General features: G+C 43.2%; 17 protein-coding genes. 5 read left to right on the forward strand and 12 right to left on the reverse strand.

All coding sequences use genetic code 11. The features are described from left to right. The first annotated feature begins 94 nt into the window (after nucleotides 1–94). On the forward strand, nucleotides 95–943 hold the full coding sequence (locus tag MHI51_RS29665; RefSeq protein ID WP_076309971.1) for a metallophosphoesterase: 849 nt from the start codon (nucleotides 95–97) through the stop codon (nucleotides 941–943). Nucleotides 944–1,128: 185 nt separating this feature from the next. Next, the gene (locus tag MHI51_RS29670; RefSeq protein ID WP_405173452.1) at nucleotides 1,129–2,235 is read left to right on the forward strand and encodes a PdaC/SigV domain-containing protein; all 1,107 of its coding nucleotides are present in this window, start codon (nucleotides 1,129–1,131) and stop codon (nucleotides 2,233–2,235) included. A gap of 63 nt (nucleotides 2,236–2,298) precedes the next feature. Here MHI51_RS29670 and hmpA read toward each other — a convergent pair whose 3' ends face one another. From hmpA to MHI51_RS29715, 9 genes are all read right to left on the reverse strand, one after another. After that, nucleotides 2,299–3,504, reverse strand: a complete 1,206-nt coding sequence (gene hmpA, locus MHI51_RS29675; protein ID WP_076181862.1) for an NO-inducible flavohemoprotein — start codon at nucleotides 3,502–3,504, stop codon at nucleotides 2,299–2,301. A 209-nt stretch (nucleotides 3,505–3,713) separates the two neighbouring features. Then, nucleotides 3,714–4,550, reverse strand: a complete 837-nt coding sequence (locus MHI51_RS29680) for a YitT family protein (RefSeq protein ID WP_036682251.1) — start codon at nucleotides 4,548–4,550, stop codon at nucleotides 3,714–3,716. Between the two features lie 38 nt (nucleotides 4,551–4,588). Then, nucleotides 4,589–5,110: a VanZ family protein gene (locus MHI51_RS29685; protein WP_076124132.1), complete on the reverse strand. Its 522-nt coding sequence runs from the start codon at nucleotides 5,108–5,110 to the stop codon at nucleotides 4,589–4,591. Then, nucleotides 5,110–5,961 carry a D-alanyl-D-alanine carboxypeptidase family protein gene (locus MHI51_RS29690; protein ID WP_076124134.1) on the reverse strand — a complete coding sequence of 284 codons (852 nt, stop codon included), beginning with the start codon at nucleotides 5,959–5,961 and terminating at the stop codon, nucleotides 5,110–5,112. Before MHI51_RS29690 ends, MHI51_RS29685 begins: the two co-directional genes overlap by 1 nt. A 108-nt stretch (nucleotides 5,962–6,069) precedes the next feature. Further along, entirely contained in the window at nucleotides 6,070–6,765 is a 696-nt protein-coding gene (locus tag MHI51_RS29695; protein WP_076124136.1) for a response regulator transcription factor, read from the reverse strand. A gap of 112 nt (nucleotides 6,766–6,877) precedes the next feature. Beyond that, nucleotides 6,878–7,885: a sigma-70 family RNA polymerase sigma factor gene (locus tag MHI51_RS29700; protein ID WP_076124138.1), complete on the reverse strand. Its 1,008-nt coding sequence runs from the start codon at nucleotides 7,883–7,885 to the stop codon at nucleotides 6,878–6,880. A 141-nt stretch (nucleotides 7,886–8,026) separates the two neighbouring features. Continuing rightward, nucleotides 8,027–9,061: a stalk domain-containing protein gene (locus MHI51_RS29705; RefSeq protein WP_076276284.1), complete on the reverse strand. Its 1,035-nt coding sequence runs from the start codon at nucleotides 9,059–9,061 to the stop codon at nucleotides 8,027–8,029. A 177-nt stretch (nucleotides 9,062–9,238) separates the two neighbouring features. After that, nucleotides 9,239–9,703, reverse strand: a complete 465-nt coding sequence (locus tag MHI51_RS29710) for a RidA family protein (protein WP_076132951.1) — start codon at nucleotides 9,701–9,703, stop codon at nucleotides 9,239–9,241. 55 nt (nucleotides 9,704–9,758) lie between these two features. Beyond that, nucleotides 9,759–10,817 (reverse strand): LLM class flavin-dependent oxidoreductase, encoded by a 1,059-nt coding sequence (locus MHI51_RS29715; protein WP_076124143.1) that lies wholly within the window; start codon nucleotides 10,815–10,817, stop codon nucleotides 9,759–9,761. Nucleotides 10,818–11,101: 284 nt separating this feature from the next. Between MHI51_RS29715 and MHI51_RS29720 the strand changes: the two genes are divergently transcribed. Beyond that, nucleotides 11,102–12,766 (forward strand): diguanylate cyclase, encoded by a 1,665-nt coding sequence (locus MHI51_RS29720; protein ID WP_405173453.1) that lies wholly within the window; start codon nucleotides 11,102–11,104, stop codon nucleotides 12,764–12,766. A 55-nt stretch (nucleotides 12,767–12,821) separates the two neighbouring features. On the opposite strand, the gene MHI51_RS29725 is transcribed toward MHI51_RS29720, so the two are convergent. After that, the gene (locus MHI51_RS29725; protein ID WP_076282180.1) at nucleotides 12,822–13,163 is read right to left on the reverse strand and encodes a zinc ribbon domain-containing protein YjdM; all 342 of its coding nucleotides are present in this window, start codon (nucleotides 13,161–13,163) and stop codon (nucleotides 12,822–12,824) included. A 221-nt stretch (nucleotides 13,164–13,384) separates the two neighbouring features. Here MHI51_RS29725 and MHI51_RS29730 point away from each other — a divergent pair, with 221 nt between their 5' ends. Together MHI51_RS29730 and MHI51_RS29735 are read left to right on the forward strand one after the other, a co-directional pair. Next, the gene (locus MHI51_RS29730) at nucleotides 13,385–13,723 is read left to right on the forward strand and encodes a DUF4234 domain-containing protein (RefSeq protein ID WP_051491231.1); all 339 of its coding nucleotides are present in this window, start codon (nucleotides 13,385–13,387) and stop codon (nucleotides 13,721–13,723) included. Continuing rightward, complete coding sequence (locus tag MHI51_RS29735) at nucleotides 13,704–14,114, forward strand: DUF2752 domain-containing protein (protein ID WP_076124149.1); 411 nt, start codon at nucleotides 13,704–13,706, stop codon at nucleotides 14,112–14,114. Before MHI51_RS29730 ends, MHI51_RS29735 begins: the two co-directional genes overlap by 20 nt. 12 nt (nucleotides 14,115–14,126) lie before the next feature. Here the strand turns inward: MHI51_RS29735 and MHI51_RS29740 are convergent, their stop codons facing one another. Both MHI51_RS29740 and MHI51_RS29745 read right to left on the reverse strand, forming a co-directional pair. Then, nucleotides 14,127–14,780 carry a response regulator transcription factor gene (locus tag MHI51_RS29740; protein WP_036682266.1) on the reverse strand — a complete coding sequence of 218 codons (654 nt, stop codon included), beginning with the start codon at nucleotides 14,778–14,780 and terminating at the stop codon, nucleotides 14,127–14,129. Beyond that, nucleotides 14,777–19,858, reverse strand: a complete 5,082-nt coding sequence (locus tag MHI51_RS29745; protein WP_076276286.1) for an AAA family ATPase — start codon at nucleotides 19,856–19,858, stop codon at nucleotides 14,777–14,779. Before MHI51_RS29745 ends, MHI51_RS29740 begins: the two co-directional genes overlap by 4 nt. Nucleotides 19,859–19,889: the final 31 nt, after the last annotated feature.

The following is a 19,889-nucleotide window of genomic DNA, read 5'->3' on the forward strand; positions in this document are numbered from 1 at the left end:
TATAAAAAAAATGTATATGTAGTTTTATCGTCACAATGGGTTATTAAATGAATATTGTCATAGTAGAGTAACAATCCCCGCGTATGATTTGTTTATGAATACTATTAGCAGACGACAATTTCTACAGAAAAGCGCTCAAGTAACTCTAGGCCTTCTTGGAACAGCTGGTGCATCCGGCATCTATTCACATTGGATCGAACCCTACTGGCTGGAAATCAAATACGTAGATATTACACTCCCTAGACTTTCTCCAGCCTTCGATAGATTTCGTATCGTTCATTTTAGTGATTTACATCAGGGGGTATATTCCAAGCCGCAAGCTTTAACGGAGTTAGCGCAGCAAATTCAACAGGTAAAGCCAGATCTGATCTGCTTCACCGGCGATTTGTTAGATCATTCAGCCGATTATATTTCAGAAGCCGTAGCCTTGTGCTCTCAGTTGCGGGCTCCTTTTGGACAATTTGCAGTATTAGGCAATCATGATGCTTTTGGGACCAGAAAGGTTGTAACGAAAGGGCTAACACAATCGGGCTTCCACGTGCTCCATAATGAACATATCGTCTTAACCCAAGGTACGGACAAGCTCTATATTGCCGGAATAGATGATCCTTGGGTCGGAAAAGCAGACATCGCCCAAGCGCTGCTTCATATCCCGGAAGAGGCTTGCACAATTCTCCTTGCCCATGAACCTGATTTCGCCGATGACTTTTGCAAGCTGCCTATAGATCTGCAATTGTCTGGTCATAGTCACGGAGGCCAAGTGCGGTTTCCAATTGTCGGAGCTTTATATACCCCGCCTCACGGAAATAAATATTCAAGTGGATTATATCAACTGCCCAACAGCCAACTCCAGGTCTATACCACTCGCGGGATAGGAGTAACTCGTATGCCTGTTCGCTTTAATTGTCGCCCCGAACTCACCGTAATTACTTTACATTCTTAATGCTAGTGTCTTAATCGTACAAAATGGTTAAAAAGTATATACCTTTTGCATATCTATGCAACAACACTGTAACCGCCTTTGTAATCAAATCTATTTGAGACCTAGGTATAATTGTAGGAGTGATAGAGGAAAAAATATCATATTGCAACTACATAAGCCCATCCTTGGGAAGGAGAGATTAAGTTATGAATAAAAGTATGAAATGGACCTCAGCCATCTTGGCTGCTGGAGTATTGCTTGGAGGGTCGGGACTAGTAGGAGGAACTTCAGTTCAAGCCGCAGCTACCGGAGGAAGTACAGTAAAACAAGCCGCACAGCAACCCTCTGTAGTGCTTAAATATAAAGGCCAGACCTTATCGCAGCAAGCGAAAATAGTAAACGGCAACACCATGATCCCTTTAACTGTACTACGGGATGCTTTTGGCCTCTCCATTAACTATAATGCAAGCACCAAAACTTATAGTGTAGGCAGCGATTCCATGAAGCTGGACATGGAGGTCTCAGATTACGGTGTTAGTACAACCCTGAATGGCTATTACATTTATAGCATGACCGGCAGTCATGATGTGAAGGTCATCAACGACCGGATTTATGTTCCGTTCAAACTGTTGTCTGACTATTTAGGAGTGCAAGGCGTTTATAATCCTTCATTGAAATCACTTGATCTAAGTAAAAAAGTAATGAATGACATCAAAATCACCTCTGAAACCTTAGATAAGAGCAATAAAAATGCTAGTATCAAAGTACAGTATCCAAAAATCAGTGGCTTAACGGATGAAGTGCAGACTAAGATTAATGCGATCTTCAAAAAGCAAGCTGAACAATTCGCCGCAGAGAGTGAAGAACAGGCTAGCCGTAGAGATGGTACTATAGAGAATAAATATGACTTCTCTCAAACTTTTGTTGTCTCCTTTAACCGTGAAGGGGTTCTGAGCATCGTGACTGATCAATATGGCTATACTGGTGGAGCACATGGTGGAGCCCTTCGTGAAGGATTTACCTTCTCGCTGAAAGACGGCAAACCAATTGAACTTAAGGACCTGCTGAAGGCAGAGCCAAACTACAAACAAAAATTAGATAAAATGTTGAAGGAAAGCACCAAGGAGCTAGCTTTTCCAGATACACCTGGCGGACTAACAGAAAAACCAAACTTCTACGTTTCCGAGAGTGGCCTTGCAATCTTCTACCAACAGTACGAAATTGCCCCTTATGCGGCTGGAATTCCTACGTACACCTTTAATTTCAGTTCAATATTACCAAAGGGAACTAACCCATTCGCTGCCTTCAAATAAACTTCTATTGTAAAAAAGAGCGTCACAGTCATTAGGACTGGGACGCTCTTTTGGTTTTACAGCTTAGGCTTCCAAACTTCCAGCCGGGCCGAAGAATTCATAATGAATTCTGTCTTCAGCCACCTTCCATTCCTTAAGAGCCTTATATATCGCCTTCATAAAAGGAGTCGGTCCGCAGAAATAGAATTCAGAGTTTACGTCTGTTACTTCTTGCAACCAAGCTAGATCAATATAACCTGTTTTATGGAACGTATCTCCTTCACTTGGAGTTTCATAACATACATAGGATCGTAGGGTAGGATGGGACTGCTCCAAATCCGCCACCATTTCTTTCATAGCATGCAAGCTTCCATTGATGGCTGCATGAATGTACGTTACCTCTCGTTCTGGCTGCGTAGCAATTAATGTCTCCAGCATACTTACCATAGGGGTTAGTCCAACCCCACCACTGATAAGAACCACTGGACGATCACTATCTTTATTTAGTACGAAATCACCTGCTGGCGAGCTTACTTCCAATATAGCTCCCACTTGTACGACATCATGAAGGAAAGTAGATACGACTCCAGCCGGTTTATCCGGCCCTTCACCTTCCCGTTTAACTGTGATGCGGTAATACGACTGTCCCGGCGCACTGGACAAACTATAGTGGCGAACATGGGTGTATTCCTCGCCCTCAGGCTGAACACGAACCGTGATGTATTGACCCGGCAAGTAAGAAGCTATAGCCCCTCCATCCTCAGGAGAAAGGTAGAAGGAAGTAATAAGTTCACTTTCTTTAACCTTCTTAGTAACCACAAAGTTTCTAAATCCACTCCAACCCCCGGGAATTTCGGCAGCTTCACGATACTTCTCTGCTTCGACACCAATAAAGGCATCTGCGATCACGCCATACGCCTTTGCCCAAGCATCAATAATTTCCGGCGTCGCCGCATCGCCAAGTACTTGCCCAATAGCAGCTAACAAAGTCTCACCTACGATGGGATAATGTTCAGGTAATACTCCCAATGCCCGATGTTTCTCCGCAATCTGTTTTACCACAGGCAAAATATTTCCCAGCTGATCAATATTCATTGCCGCCGCGAGTACGGCGTTAGCAAGTGCAGTCTGCTGTTTACCTTCCCGTTGGTTGGCATGATTAAATATATTTAGTAACTCCGGATGATTTTCAAATAACATGCCATAGAAAGTAGTTGTGATGGTCTTCCCATGAACCTGCAATACGGGCACCGTTGATTTTATGATTTCAATGGTTTGTTGATCTAACATCTAAATACCCTCTTTCCTGCAATAAATTAATTCCTCTATAAAAAGCATATAGAAGCTGCACATGCCGGAGTGTGCGTTCAATCACACGGGAAATTGAAAAAATGTGAACGATTCAACAATTGCAATGATATCCATCACAATAATGCACCCGAAATCAAAAAAAACTATCCAAGCAGCCATAATAGCTTCCGGGATAGCTTTTTATCTTATTATTTTGACAGCTCCACAAAACCTTCTCCGAATACATCTCTTACATCGTGGATGGTAATAAACGCCTCTTTATCAATGGATTTGACGATTTTCTTAAGCATAGTCACTTCCTGCTTGCTAATCACAATATACAGCAGCTCTTTAGGTGTCTTGGTATAGTACCCACGGCCATATATTACTGTGACGCCTCTATCCATAATTCCATTAACCTGTTCAGCAATTTTGTCCTGCTCTTGGGATACAATCGTAACAGCCTTCTTAGGGTTCACTCCCTCAATAATAAAGTCCATTATCTTAGTGGCTACATAGAGCATCACGATCGTAAACATCAGACTTTGTACTCCAATGATGAAATACGAAGCGAACACCACAATTAAATCGACGAGCAGTAGCGCGTAACTAACATTCCAGTCCAAATATTTATGTAGAATTCTGGCGATGATGGTTGACCCTGCAGTCGTTCCACCCACTCGTATAATTAGCCCGATACCCACACCTGAGAAGATACCCCCGAATATTGCATTAATTATCAACTCATCGCTGCCAATATTCCAATTTTTCGTAAGAATCAGGAATAACGAATTGAAAAACACCGCAATAATCGTGTATACCGTCGTAGTTTTGTCTAGAAATTTGTACCCCACAATTAATAATAAAGCGTTAAGAATCAAACTAACAATACCGGGTGACCACTGATACAAATAGTAAGTAATCATAGTCAGTCCCGTGACCCCGCCTTCACCGAACTCGTTCGGAATCACAAACAAATTAACGGCCAAGGAGAATAACAAAGCTCCTACAATGATGGAAACAATATCCGAAATACGCTTTTTCATACCATGCCCCTTCTACCCTAGATCTATATCCACAAATACTAACACCGCTTTGATATAGATGCAATCCATCCGAAAGAAGTCAACAGTCTATAGATACAGTAACCAGCCACCCCGCCGCCAGTGTTCAAAATAAGATCATCCACATCAAAGGTGCCGATATACAATACTAATTGTGTGAATTCAAAACAGAAGCTCAGCGCCAGCGAGAGGAAGAAAACTCTTCGAAACAGCCTTACTTTTTGCGATAACAGCATGGGCACCAAGATCCCAAACGGAATAAAGGCCAACAAATTCCCTACTAAATTAATCGATGAAAAAGGATCTGAAAGCGACAGATCGTCCATCCCCCGGGAGATCTCCTTAAAAGGGATATAGTTGCCTCGCCGATTAAAAATCCGGTCTGGATGTTCAAACATACGTCCCGCTTGCTCCCAAAGCGATAATAAGTTCACCGGTGCACCTTTAAATAAAATAATTCGGATTAAAAAATACATATAGACGATAAATATCGCTGCCAGCAAAAGGTTTATAGCAGACTTTTTTTTCGGCTCTTTAGTCATTAATATGTAGTAACAATTATGCCATCCATGTTATCGCCTGACGTCATATATTGCCCTTCCTGTGGAATTTTGATCGTAGTGTATTTGGATACCGGAAAATAACTTACTGTATAAGCTTTGCCGTCTACTGTTGTTGAAATCTCTTTGTTCTCTTTCAAGAAATCCAAATATTGTTCTAGCACAAGCCCCTTCTCATGAATAATGGCGCTGTGCGGCAACCCTACATAACGGAAATGCCAGGGTTCATATTTTATCCCCGTAATCTCGGTTTTGTCTTTCGGATAGCGGAGAATAAAGCCGTATTTCCAGGCATTTTTTTGCAGCCATTTTCCTTCAGGCGCTTTACTCATTTCTGATTGGGACGACCCGATATCCAGAGATAATCCTAAATTATGTTCACTATATTGCGCCGGTAAAGCATAGTCCGAACCTTTTTCCTGATATAATTTCTCTTGCTCTTCAAAGTCCCTGTACCCGCTGCTAATTAAAAAATGATTCACACCCTCTTTTTCGGCAGCTTTGACCATCTTATTGAATTTATGCGCTACACTTTCAGACAAACGAATCGAGGTATCCAGCAGCCCATAACCCTGCACCAGATCCGCCTGCTCATATAAGGTCACGATATCAGACTTCACACTATCCTCATGTACCGGGTATTGTTTGTTCACCAGCAACAAATCCCCTTGATACACTTGATCTTGTGTTACTACCTCTAAGCTATTGTTATTTCTAATAGATTCTTTGCGAATCTTATCATCGTATCCTAAATTACCCGTATTCGGTAAATAACGAGCCGCTGCATACCCAAGCAACAACACAACCAACGCCAAAAAGCCCCACTTCTTCATCAGCAATGTCCTCCCATTTCCTTGATAGGAATAGAATAACGAAGACACTTTAAAGAAAAAGCAGGACAAATATAAAGTTTTTCTTAAAATAAATAAATCTCACTGGCTTTACCCATTAAAAGTATATCCAACGCCCCAGATCGTCTTAATGAATTTATTCTTATTGATGTCTTCACCGAGCTTTTTGCGCAAGGTACGGATATGAACCATGACCGTGTTCCCACTCTCATAATAAGCATCGCCCCATACCTGTTGAAAAATGTTCTCCGCACTAAACACCTGCTTGGGATGACTGACCAATAAATGCAAAATATCAAACTCTTTTGGAGTTAGCTCAATAACCTCACCATAAAGAGTAACCGTATGCTCATCCGGTGAAATCATCAATCCCCGAACCTCTAGCACCGATTTAGGTATGGCAGCGGGCTGACTGAATTGTATAGAGCGCCGCAACTGGGAATTGACCCGGGCGACCAGCTCCATTGGGTTAAACGGTTTGGTCATATAATCATCTGCGCCCATAACCAGTCCGGTGATTTTATCAAGATCGGAAGTTTTAGCACTCAGAAAAATAATCGGCAGATGATGATGCTCCCGAATATGGCGGGTGACCTCGTAACCATCCAGCCCCGGCATCATAATATCCAGAATCGCCAAATCTATCGTTTGCGACTCAATGGCTTGTACCGCTGCCCTTCCATCGGACACTTTGAGGATATGATACCCCTCTTTTTGCAAATGCAAGGCCACCAAGTCGGCAATTTCCGCCTCATCATCCGCAATTAAAATGGTGATGCGCTTCATCTATTTTTCACTCCTATAGGTTGTGCTGTACACTCTTCATCCATTATACCCTAAACTCAAAAACCACTCCTAGAAAGAAGTGGTTTCCGATTAAATCTATGATTTATATAGTCTATTTCCTTTTATTATAGCTGTCTAACAATAGCTCTAATGAAATCCCATTTACTGTGACGCCTGAAAGATTGCAGTCTCTTATATCCACATTCGAAAGATCACAATCTACAAAGGATGTCCCGTTCAGCTGGCATCGCTCAAACTTATTGCCTTTACCGTACAAATGAATATCGTGGAAATAAGCCTCCCCTAGTTCACTATTACTAACCTCTATTTCCCACAGCCCCACTTCATTAAACTTAACAGAATGCATATTGATGTCATTAAAGGTAGTACTGCTCATATTAATATTATCGAATCCGGTCCCCTCCATATTTACATTGGAGAAGTTTGTTTTATGCATATCAATATCATCAAATTCACTCTGGCCCATAGCCACACGACGAAAATTCGTTTCAGTCATTCTTTCATCCTGAAAGACTCTCTTCTTAAATTCGTCCTGTAATTTGTTTTCACTAAGATTATTATTCACTGTACTCAACATCTCCCTTTTTAAGATCGCTCTTGATCTGCGGAGTCTACTCTCAACAGCTTCGCTGGATAAATCAAGGAAATCGGCGATTTCCCTAACCTTGTAATTGTCGATATAGTAGAGAATTGTGACTATACGGTTAGCTTCTGATAGGGTGTTTAAGGCTTTCCACACATCTTGCTGGAGTTCTTTTCTGAGCAACTGGTCTTCGGTAGATTCTGGCTGCGGAACCTCCATTTTTTGCATGAATTCGTAAGCAGTTTTCTTTTTATTTGACCTAAACCAATCCATGCATTCCCGTGCAGTAACCGCATATAACCAACTGGCGAGTTTCTCAGGCTCCTTTAAGTTAGGTAATTTGCGATAGGTTTTAACAAAAACCTCTTGGGCAATGTCTTGTGCGGTATGAAAATCACCCAATTTACCATAAGCAACCCCGTATACTGCATTGGAATATTTGCCGATAAGTACACTGAATGCATCCATGTCACCTTTACACACCTTATCTACCAGTTCTGCGTCCGTACAAGTCACTATTTTCCTCCTTAACATCAAGCTCATAACATAGACGGAAAAGAGACTCAAAAACCGTCTTTATGCCTGCAAATAAATTTTAATGGAGAGGGGATTTCAACTTTTCCACACCGTGATAATTATAGCCTAATTATTACCTAGCTAAAACAATCTGCGAGCCGTGACCAAACGTTTCTTCCACTTGTCACTTAAGGCTTCATAATGAACGCCAAGCTCCTTGGAGTACGTATGTAGGATCTGATTATTTCCCGCGTAAATCGCCACATGCCCAATATCGAGTCCTCGTGCACTGAAGAATAACAGGTCCCCTTTGCGCAGCTCGTTAATTCCAACCTCTTTGCCCTCTTTAGCCTGATTGTAAGAGACACGTGGCAGGTCAATTGCCAACACATCCTTAAATACATGTCCTACAAAGGAAGAACAGTCAAAGGTAGACGTCTGGTCAGTAGCAGCACCAAATTCATAAGGTGTTCCCAGATATTTTTCTCCGTAAGCAAGCAGCTCGCTTCCCTGCCGCTCTACAAGAGTCGTACTAGTATAATTGCTATATTTGGGTTTAGCAGATATATAGCCACTCTTGTTATCCTGTGTTCGTACTTCTAACCATAAAGCATCTACTTCTCTAACCACATGTACCTTATCTCCTGCTGACAACATTTGCTGCACCGTTGATTGGGCTGACGAGTCTGGCAAACTTCGCAGGTTAACCCCATACAGAATTGTCGTATCGTAATCCAGTGCCGAGTAGATACGAACGGCACGAGTAGTGGTATCCCACTTCACAGTGCTGCCCAAAGCTTCGCTGACAAAACGCAGTGGCATCATCGTATAACCGCCGGCAATCTGGCCGGGAACCGTTACACTTAAGGACTGGCCATTTTTATTCGCTGCCTGATCACCAATACGATAGGTCAGCACCAGGTCTCCCTTGGTTGCCTTAACGGTCTTGGTATCATTATTCCAAGTAATCTTTGCCCCCTGAGCTTCAAATAACTTGCGCATAGGGACTAGTACTGTATCGTTTACTAACAAGGGCTGAGCCCCCAATTGTAACTGTTGATCATCCAGATAGACGGCTGTAACCGGAGTCTGAGGCGTTGTCGCCGCATAGGCCGGAGCAGTATAGAGCATAGATGTAAGTAGTAAAAGTAACATAGCTTTCTTTTGAAATTTCATGATGTCATCACCTCGTTGATTGATATGTACACCTATTGTTACTAAAAAAAGGGCGATTAGTTTTGTTACAAATTTTGGGGTAAGCATCTACCTACGGCATAAGCACCTAAAAAAAAGAGGACTACGATCACCTTTCGGTATCATAGTCCTCTTTTTAAATATGCCTCATGGAGCCGGCTAGACAGGTTCCTCAACTTCAAAAATGGAATCAATAATGATCGGAAGATTATCCCTTACAGAAACAGCACCCAATACAGAACGAGCATGAACACCCTTGTCTCCGAACACCTCAAGCATTAAATCTGAACAACCGTTAAGCACTTTATGATGTTCTTCAAAAAGGGGATCTGCATTAACGAAGCCTTGAATTTTGACTACTCTTTTCACTTTGTCCAAAGAACCTAAAGCTGTCTTCAGGACGGCAAGGATTTCTATACCCGTTAAACGTGCAAAATGGTAGCCTTCCTCGGTAGTGTAATCTTGTCCCAGCTTTCCTTTGGGATGGCCCGCTGGTCCTTTTCCCGACACAAAACATAAACCATTAACAATTACGTAGTTAGCGTATTTTGCCGCCGGTTCACTAGCCTCGGGCAGGACAACCCCTAATGCTTCGAGTCTGCTCGCTATAGTGTGCTCTGTCATATCCATCTCCTCCTCCATTATCAACAGCTTCAATAATTAAGTAAGATCATAGTTACTACTTAGCTTCAACCTCTGCTTCCCATCTCGATATCTCAGCGCGAACAATGGGTGCTACTTGGGTACCCAATAGCTCAATGGCTCTCATTACATCCTTATGAGGCATTGTGCCAAGCGGCACATGCAGCATAAAACGTGTGATGCCTACTTGCTTGCGCAGGTGAATGATTTTCTCAGCAACGGTCTCTGGGTCACCTACATACAAGGCACCTTCAAATCTACGCGCCGCATCATAGCTTGCACGGGTGTATTGACCCCATCCGCGTTCCCGGCCAATAACATTCATACTAGCTTGTGTAGAAGGGAAGAACATATCGGCAGCCTGCTGATTGTCCTCTGCAATGAAGCCGTGTGAGTGCGAAGCAACGGGCAGCTTCGATACATCATGTCCTGCTTGCGCTGCAGCCTTCTTATAGAGCTTCACGAGCGGAGCAAACTGTAGCGGACTGCCGCCAATGATAGCCAGCACAAGCGGTAACCCTAGTAGGCCTGCACGAATTACGGATTCTGTATTTCCTCCGCTGCCAATCCATACTGGCAATGGATTCTGCACGGGACGCGGATAAATCCCCAGATTATTAATGGCAGGACGGTGCACGCCGCTCCAGGTTATTTTTTCGGATTCCCGTATTTTGAGCAGCAAGTCCAGCTTCTCATCGAACAGCTCATCATAATGATTCAAATCATACCCAAACAGCGGGAACGATTCAATAAAAGAACCCCGGCCTGCCATGATCTCTGCGCGTCCATTCGAGATTCCATCCAGGGTAGCGAAATCCTGAAACACACGTACGGGGTCATCAGAGGAAAGTACTGTAACCGCACTGGTTAGCCGAATCCGTGTCGTCTGTGAGGCCGCCGCAGCCAGTAAAACTGCTGGAGAAGACGCCGCATAATCTTTGCGATGATGTTCGCCCACGCCAAATATATCTAAACCCACCTGATCTGCAAGCACAATCTCCTCTACAACCTCGCGCAATCGCTGCGCATGACTTATCACTTCACCCGTCTGAACATCCGGTGTTGTTTCTACGAACGTGCTTATTCCTATTTCCACTTACAAATCCCCCTTAACTATAATTTCCTCTTTAAATTGTTTGTTTGATTATAACACAAGTTAAGGTTAAAAAAGCTAGTCATTCTGTCCAACCCCAGTTTCCCGGGAAACTCATCCTTAAAATTTGCAAAACCACGCTTACAAATAGAGGATTTTGAAGGAATATGTTGAAAGACTCTTAAACAAATAGCGGTTGTCGTAGAACAAATAATCATATGGCAAACGAATAAAATTCAAGGTAACATGAAAGAACTGTTAACCGGGTGGGAGAAGGTGTCACTGAAATGAATATCATGACATGGATTGATTTGTTATTATTTTTTGTTTTGTTCGCTTTGTTCATCTACATATTTGCGTCTGTAACTATCACTAACCTACATAAAGCATACTTAGTTTTTCATTTTACTATGATGTTATGGCCCTTCTGCCAATTCGCTATCAAAACGACCGACGATCCCAAGTTTCAATTGTTTTATGTAAAGCTCGCTTTTATCGACTCGGTTCTGTTAACGATTGGCTGGCTTCTGTTCACGGTACTACTCACCGGGAATTCACATCTTCTTCGAAAAAAGAACACATTGATCCTATACATTCTCGCAGCTTTGATCTTAGTAGGGGTGATCGCCAATCCAAACGGAAGTTTTGTTCTCCCTATGAACGGCAGATATATCGAAAGATATTATGGTCCGATTTTTTGGCTGCTTATTATCTTCTTAACCACCAGCGTAATGATTTCTCTGTATATCATCTATTCAGCGCTAGTCTCAAACACTACACAGCGGATCAAAAAACAAGTTGCTCATGTGCTCAAAGGGGTGCTGGTGCTAACGGTATTTATTTTATTGGATGTTTTTCTTAATGTGATATTGCTTAAATCTGATCCAGTTATTCCAGGGCTAACCTCTCTGGGGATCTTAATCTCGGCAATCTTTTTCGTAATTGCTATCCATCGGGATAAAATATTTGATCTCGTAACCATCGCCCATCAGGATATCATTGACACCATTACAGAAGGAATTCTTGTACTGGATGATAGTGAGACTGTAGTAGAAATCAATCGCTCGCTTTTTCCAAAAATCCATCTGCAAATCGGTGCTCACTTTGACGTGTCGACCATCGCACCCATAGAGCAAACTTCCGGAGCTTTCGATTTATTCCTTCATACATACTTGAACCAGCCCATGGAGAGGACTGAGGTTGAACTATTCTACACCTCACTCGATGCATACATTAACATTACTGCGGCGCCGATTGTGGTAGGTGGAATCAGGGTTGGACGCATTCTCACTTTTCAGGACAGAAGCGAGCTGCATCGCCTCATAGCCGAGACCAATCACCAGAACGAGACCCTGCAAGAGCGTAATGCTGCATTAACTGAAATCCAGGATGAATTATCGCAGACTAACCAAAAACTTAAGCAGATGGCCATAACGGACAGCCTAACCGGTTGTTATAATCGTCATTACTTAACGCTGCACTTAGAGCATGAGATCATAGAAAATATGAAACTCAAGCAGCCTTTTGCTATCATCCTTCTGGATATCGACTTTTTCAAAACAGTGAATGATAATTACGGCCATTTAATCGGTGATGTCGTCATTTGCAGCACGGTAGAGGTAATTAAGAAAACGTTGAGGGAGACGGATGTTCTGGCGCGTTATGGCGGAGAAGAATTTATCATTTACTTACCAAATACAGATCAAACACAAGCAAACCACTTAGCAAAACATATCAAATCTATAATAGAAGCTAATAAAGTACATGTAGAGGATGTTGCTCATTCCCTCTCGATTACTGTTAGTATGGGACTGCTGTCCATTAGTAATTTTGCAGCACAATATACAGAAAGCCTGACCAATCAACTAAATGATTTATTCGAATCAGTGGACAAAGCCTTATATCAAGCAAAAAATGCCGGACGAAATCAGATTGTTGAGATTAATAGATAACGTTTAAAATAAAGAATCAGCCTACTTCTGTTGAAGTTAAGCTGATTCTTATTTTTTAGATCTTTTTAACAAACTCGGACTTTAATTTCATAGCTCCAAAACCATCGATTTTGCAATCAATATCATGATCTCCGTCCACTAAACGGATGTTTTTCACCTTTGTTCCTATCTTCAGAACGGATGAGCTTCCTTTTACTTTAAGGTCTTTAATAATAGTTATAGCATCTCCATCATTTAAAATATTTCCGTTGGCATCTCTGACAACCTTGTTCTCTTCCCTGCTTTCAGCCTCTGTGTCGAGGCTCCACTCATGCGCACATTCCGGGCAGACGAGCAAACTACCATCTTCATAAGTGTATTCTGAATTACATTTCGGGCAATTTGGCAAAGTTGACATCAAAGTGTCCTCCATTCGTTAATGTAAATCTAGTTGTGGTTCCAGTGCATAGCCTCAAAAGTATATTTCATATTTGGTAAGGTTTCCACTAGATATCAGCAGTAAGTTTGTCTAGATTTCGACAGCGGACAGTAATTCTCAAATATTGTCTTGTATATTTTTTCCTAATTCAATAAGATGGAAATGTCGAATTTTTATGTAAATACATAGGAGAGTGAGTAATGATTAGTCGCAGAAGTGTTGCATTCGCCATTATTTTGTCATTAATTACATGTGGGCTCTATACAATCTATTGGTTTATTGTTCTAACCAATGAGGTAGGCGAACTGAGTGGAGACTATACATTTACAGGAGGAAAACATTTCCTTCTAACGTTGGTTACGTGCGGGATCTGGAGCTTCATTTGGGCCTATCAGGTAGGTAAACATATTGCTGAAGCTCAAAGACAGCGCGGCCAATACCCGTCAGATAATTCAGTGCTTTATGTGATCCTGACACTCTTTGGTCTGGGTATTGTCACGTATGCCTTGGTACAATCCGATGTTAATAAACTGGTATAAGTTTACGATTTATAAAAGGACACATCCTAAACTATTTTGGGGTGTGTCCTTAAGTCTCGTCGGCGTAGTTTATCTCAAAGCATGGATACCCTTAACCAATATTAGTATCCCTTGTCCATTTCATGAATGGACTGGATTGTATTGTCCCGGATGTGGAGTCACAAGAGTTATTCTTTCCTTGCTGAAGTTCGACGTTATTCAAGCGTTTAGATTTAACCCGTTGCTGTTTATTTTAGCACCTCTGTATATGTTGTATTGGATTACTAATAAAAAGCAAATCCGGCCTCTTAGCCAGGCAATTATGGCTATAATGTTGATTCTGACCGTTACATTTGGAATACTGAGGAATCTCCCGCTGTTTGAATATTTGGCCCCGACAGTAATTCGTTAACAGCAACAATTATTACAAAATAGCCTGCAGTCGCACAATTGCTTGGGCCCGATCAACCACTTCTAATTTGCTGTAAAGATTGCTAATATAATTGCGCGCCGTACCTTCCGCAATATGTAATGTATCGGCGATTTCACGGTTGTTCAGTCCCCGGATAATGAGCTGTGCCAGCTCCTCTTCCCGTTCTGTCAGACTGATACGATCCAGACCCGATCTTTGCCAGTGTTCATAGTCCTCTGTTAACCTGTTCATCCTCGATGCCAGTTTGGCTGCTACCGGAGCTGGCAGAATAAATTGCCCGGATAACGTATCATGAATCGAAGCGATCATTTTATCTGCATCCATGTCCTTCAGCATATAACCGCTTGCTCCGTAGGCCATTCCCTCTACAATATAATCAGTCTCTATAAAAGTAGTCAGAATCAGAATGAAGATGTTCGGCCGAATCTGCTTTATTCGTTTCAAGGCGCTAAGGCCATCCATAACTGGCATTTGAATATCGAGCAGCACCAGATCAGGCTGGAGTGCCTCAACCATCTCGCAAGCTTCTTCTCCATTCTTGGCAGCACCAACCACTTCCATATCATCTTCCAGATCCAAAATGGTGCGAAGTCCTTCCCGCGTCAACAATTGATCATCGGCAATTACAATTTTTATTTTACTCATGTTCTATCCACAACCCTTCGCATGGGCAGATCAATCTCCAGTAAACAGCCTTCATCCATTTCTGAATCGATGGATAAGCTGCCTCCCAGCTGCTCAACCCGTTCCTTCATCGTCCTAAGTCCAAATCCCATCACGATTGGACCCATCCCTAGCCCACAATCCTTGAGTCTAAACTGCAAGTTCGCTCCAACAGACTCCAGACTAAAATGGAACTCCACACTCTTCCCATGTCTGATCCCATTAGTTAAGCCCTCCTGCAAAGCATGATAGATTGCCTTTTTATAGGCTGTTGACATGGCTTCCGGCAGATCGTAAATAACTGCATGAACAACAACGCCTGCATTGCGTTCTGTATCTCGAATCAACTGCTTCAGCATCACGGTTAAATCAGAATACCTGTCCTCTTTCAGCATATGGACAGAGCCGCGGATTTCATTCAAGCTATGCCGCACAAGATCCTGGGCCTCAGCCAGACGCTGAAAGCCGCTGTCTATCTCCTTCTTCTGAAGCAGCCGCTTGCCAGCTTCAATCTGCAGAATCGTCGATGTAAGGGTATGCCCGACAATATCATGAATCTCTTGGGCAATACGATTGCGTTCCTCAAAAACAGTAGCTTCGGCCAAAGCCGCAGATGTTTCACGCATCGAACGCTCCAGGCTACGAGTTCTTTCTACCACCTGATCCTCCAGATTTTTTTTGAGATATTGGATTCCCGAATACAGCTTGGCATTAGCGATTGAGATTGCGCATTGTGAACCAAGCAGCTTGAGCACATCGAGTCTGCTTGGAGTAAATACACCCGGTGATAGATTATTCTCCAAATAGAGCAGGCAAACCAATTTATTCTGATTCATGATGGGGAGACATAGAACCGATTTCAGTCTATTATTCCTAACGTAAGTATTACGGGTAAATATTCCTTCACTGAGTGCATCATGTAATACAACCTGTTCTTGTGTTCTTGCCGCGTAAGCAATAATCGCTGCCGGGACCAACCCCGATTCTTCCCCAAGTGGAACAGATTCGATATGCTGGGTTTCTGAGGTCCCATAAGCTTCCACCATCCATTTGCCGTCATGATCAAAAATAACAGCCCCATATTCTGCCCCAGCATTGTGGAGCATGATTCGCATCAGCGTGGCCAATAATCGGCTCATCTCCATCTCGCCCGATAATGCTTGGGCAGACATTACCACAGAAAGGGAATCCACACGATCGAGCCCGGGCTCTCGTTTAATATGCAGCAAATGGCGATGCTGCTGCTCCAGGTCAGCCGCTTTAGCCTTTGCGCCCCATTGCAGATAAGCCTCATAGGCCTCAGTCATATAGATTCTTGCCAGATGCATTTTGCCATGACGAAGCCCATATTTACCGTAACATTCCGCTGCCATCGCTAAATCGTGAATATGACCGTGGACCCGAGCATTCTCAATGGATTGCTCATACAATGCTTCAGCTTGGCGGGGATCTCGCGATAGACGAGTTAACTCAGCCTTCATTAACAGATATTTATGCTGATAATTCCCCGGACAACGCCTGGCAAGCTTTTTCATTTTCTTCAAGCATTTACGCATTTTTGCCCGATATGTACGTTGCTCTTCAGCGTTATATTCCTCATACAACTGAGCCCAGACTAAACATTCATACATGATCTGCATGGGACTGTCTAAGCCATCTTCGCGTGATTTTATAATGGCCGCTGATTTGGCTAATGCCTCACTGGCTTCCCGGTATTCCCCAAATACATAGCCCGTCAAATATTGATAGATCCAGACCATTTCTTGTATAAAATCAAAGGTGTCCCCATGAACCGACTGTGCAAAAGCAGGCTCGCTAATCTCCGCGATGGGAAAGGGATCATCTATAGAGCGATAACCTGTCAAGCGAACAAGAATGGCCGCTGCTACAATAGCCTGCTTACAATGAAGACTGTTGTTATGGCGCAGCAAATCACCGGAATGAGTAATTAACCGCTCATAGATATCGCCGAGAGGATGACCAAATTGCAAAAGGGAGGCACAGTTGATCAACACATTCTGGTTGCCCTTCCATAAGTCACCTGATTCCAGTCCTACTTTACCAGCTTTCTCGGTAAACGTATGGAGCATAGCGGGATCATAATGCCGCCAGCTATCGTAGCACATGGCGAACGCGGCTAAGGTTGTCATATGCTGTTTCGGATAGGGTTCGGATAAGCTGAACGCCAGCATGGCCCATTTGAATGTCTCTTCATCATTACGGAAGTAATAGTATTGAAACATTGCATAACCTATGAATCCAATGGAAGCCTCCGGAGTCATCCCATAATCAAGCGTTAATTCAATCATGGTGAAGGAAGAAGCGAGCCACCCTTCTCGATTGACGTAGAAGCAAGCATTACTTGAATGATCTAAAGTAGACATTGCGATTCTACGTGCTTCATCAGTCATTGGAGGTAAAAGAGTAAGCGATTCGAGTGAGACCTTCTTGAGTCTATGCCGCAATCGTAACCATTGAAGCGTCAATTGAGCATAACCAGGATCAAATTGATGCTTCACTTTCAGTAACGATAAGGTATGCTGGCCTAAGGAGATCACCTCTTCATGGTTATCATTACTTGCTTCCAACTGCACCTTCATTACGTAGACGTAAGCCTTATCCATATTTGTCGTAGCTTTATCAATTAACAGATGGAATAATTCATTAGCCGTATCAAAATGGGAACATAAATATTCGAGCTCCGCCCTCTCACGGAATACCCGGAAGGTCAGCCCATAATGCGCCTCCCAGCTCTGCTCCTCTAATAATGACGTTGCCTGAAGCATATATTGCAAGGCTGTCTCATGTGCGGTTGTTTGCTTCGCTTTTATCCCTGCCTGTAAGTTCAGCTCTACTAGTTGAAGCCTCTCTTCAGGGCGGTCTAACCATGTAAGTGCCTGATTCAAATGATGGACAGCTTCGAATAGAGTCGTTCCTTCACTAAGCGGGCCTCGGCCTAGCAATAACAGACCAATCCTCCAATGCAGCTCGGAACGCTCCTCTTCGGAAATAAAAGTATATGCTGCCTGATGAATGCGGTTGTGCTGGAACTTATAATGCGGATATTCCTCCCCGTTAACGGGCTGCAACAAGCGCCCATGTACAGCAACCGCCAACGCATCGTTCAATGTCTCTATCGGTGTCTCCGTAATATCAGCAAGTGTACGTAAATCAAATAGGCTGCCTATAAATGCGGCTCTACTAAGTGCACATACCGTCTGTTCAGGAAATTGTTGCAATTTACTTGAAAGGTATGAAGCTACGTTATCGGGTACATTCAATTCAGTAATACGCTGGAGATCCCATTTCCAGCTTCGAATATTCTCATCAAATTCCACTCGCTGGTCATCTATCAAATCTTGAAGGAATTGCTTAATAAATAACGGGTTTCCATCTGTCTTATGAAGCAGCACGCGCGCCAGCTCGTCCAAGTCAGCTGCCTCGTAACGCATAACATCAAGTAGCAGTTGTTTTAAATCGGTGAGTTCAAGCGCTTGTAAAGAAATTCTGCTCATGGCTACGTTGCGGTCAATCAGATGTTTTTCCAGCCTACTGAGCGGGTGCAGCCTTGTAATCTCCCGATTGCGATAGGAAAGCACGATTAGCAGATGAGTCGTTGCCGTATCCTCTATAAGCGAAGTGAGATATTGCAGCGACGTATCATCAGCCCATTGCAAATTATCCAATACCAAGATCAAAGGATGATCCTCATGAGGAAAGAGTTGAATAAATCGGCTCATGATTAATTGAAAGCGATGCTGAGCTTCCAGCGGTGGCAGTGGAGGTACGGAGGGTTGTGGGCCAATCAAGAGTTCAAGCTTAGGAACAAAATCGATCAGCAACTGACCGTAATTGTCCACTGCCTGTAGAATACGCAGCCTCCAAACCTCCACCTGCAGCTTTGTTTCCATCAGCAGCTGACTAACCAACTCTTCTAAGACTTGATGCCAGATGCCATAAGGGAGTGAGGTATGTCGGGATTCGAATTTGCCTCTGGCGAAGAAACCATCCAAAGAGACTGTATTTGTAAGGGTCTCCTTCAGAAAGGTTGTTTTGCCGATACCACTCTCCCCGCTAATCCAAACCGTCTCTACGGCACCTTGTGATGCTCGTTGCAGTGCTTCCCTTAAGCTTTGTTGCTCAAGATGTCTTCCATAGAAGCGTCCTGATACCATCCAGCGCTCTGGGATATCCCAGCTTCCTAGTGGAAAAGGCTCAATATGCCCGGATTCTTCTAGACGGGATAGACATTCCTCAAGATCCGATTTAATGCCAAACGCGCTGGCATACCTCGCTTCAGGCATTTTCTCCATGCATTTACCAACAATATCAGAGACCGATAGAGGGATAGTGGGGAACCTGCGGTGCAGAGGCTCAGGTGTATCTGCAAGATGACGATATACAATATCAACAACATCATGCAGCTCAAAGGGGCGGCTGCCCGAGAGACATTCATACAGGATGATCCCCAGCGAATAAAAGTCAGAACGGTAATCCGGTTTGACTCCGGTTCGTCCCGTTTGTTCTGGAGCGATATAAGGAAGCAGAACATCGGGCCGGCCGCCTAACGGTGACAAAGGACTCGTGGTGTTTTCGGTAGAACACATTCTTATATCAATAAATTTCACTTCAAAAGTAATGGGATTGACGATTAGATGAGCGGGGGTTAGTTCATTTAGTGTTATTTTTTCACGATGAATTTGCATAAGACAATCAGCAATAGCTGTAGCGATTCGAATTAGCGCTGGAAGACCCAGTGAATTAACAGGCATACGCAGGATCTGCCCAAGGGTACTCCCCTCTATATCTTTTAAGAGAAGGACTGGTCGGTCCGCCATAATTTCCAAACTGTACGGCTCTATTGCACCACGACCGCAAAGTCGCTTAAGCATGTCATACTCATGACGAAAAGCATCGACCATGGCAGCTCCCGGATATTCTCCTATTGTTGTCTTAGCGATAACTCTTAGGCCGTCCTCTTGACGTAGGAGTCTGTATAACCTGATATCTGCGGTATTATCTATCAGATCTAAGGTTTGGTATCCTGGCAATTCAAACATCAACAGCACTCCCTAATTACAATTAGACAGA

The organism is Paenibacillus sp. FSL H8-0260, from assembly GCF_045040625.1.
Classification (GTDB): Bacteria; Bacillota; Bacilli; order Paenibacillales; family Paenibacillaceae; genus Paenibacillus_AQ; species Paenibacillus_AQ odorifer.

Bases quoted from the DNA above. Each gene is read 5' to 3' on its own strand.
- MHI51_RS29665 (WP_076309971.1), top strand. From the start codon at position 95: ATGAATACTATTAGCAGACGACAATTTCTACAGAAAAGCGCTCAAGTA.
- MHI51_RS29670 (WP_405173452.1), top strand. From the start codon at position 1,129: ATGAATAAAAGTATGAAATGGACCTCAGCCATCTTGGCTGCTGGAGTA.
- hmpA (WP_076181862.1), bottom strand. From the start codon at position 3,504: ATGTTAGATCAACAAACCATTGAAATCATAAAATCAACGGTGCCCGTA.
- MHI51_RS29680 (WP_036682251.1), bottom strand. From the start codon at position 4,550: ATGAAAAAGCGTATTTCGGATATTGTTTCCATCATTGTAGGAGCTTTG.
- MHI51_RS29685 (WP_076124132.1), bottom strand. From the start codon at position 5,110: ATGACTAAAGAGCCGAAAAAAAAGTCTGCTATAAACCTTTTGCTGGCA.
- MHI51_RS29690 (WP_076124134.1), bottom strand. From the start codon at position 5,961: ATGAAGAAGTGGGGCTTTTTGGCGTTGGTTGTGTTGTTGCTTGGGTAT.
- MHI51_RS29695 (WP_076124136.1), bottom strand. From the start codon at position 6,765: ATGAAGCGCATCACCATTTTAATTGCGGATGATGAGGCGGAAATTGCC.
- MHI51_RS29705 (WP_076276284.1), bottom strand. From the start codon at position 9,061: ATGAAATTTCAAAAGAAAGCTATGTTACTTTTACTACTTACATCTATG.
- MHI51_RS29710 (WP_076132951.1), bottom strand. From the start codon at position 9,703: ATGACAGAGCACACTATAGCGAGCAGACTCGAAGCATTAGGGGTTGTC.
- MHI51_RS29720 (WP_405173453.1), top strand. From the start codon at position 11,102: ATGAATATCATGACATGGATTGATTTGTTATTATTTTTTGTTTTGTTC.
- MHI51_RS29725 (WP_076282180.1), bottom strand. From the start codon at position 13,163: ATGTCAACTTTGCCAAATTGCCCGAAATGTAATTCAGAATACACTTAT.
- MHI51_RS29730 (WP_051491231.1), top strand. From the start codon at position 13,385: ATGATTAGTCGCAGAAGTGTTGCATTCGCCATTATTTTGTCATTAATT.
- MHI51_RS29735 (WP_076124149.1), top strand. From the start codon at position 13,704: ATGTTAATAAACTGGTATAAGTTTACGATTTATAAAAGGACACATCCT.
- MHI51_RS29740 (WP_036682266.1), bottom strand. From the start codon at position 14,780: ATGAGTAAAATAAAAATTGTAATTGCCGATGATCAATTGTTGACGCGG.
- MHI51_RS29745 (WP_076276286.1), bottom strand. From the start codon at position 19,858: ATGTTTGAATTGCCAGGATACCAAACCTTAGATCTGATAGATAATACC.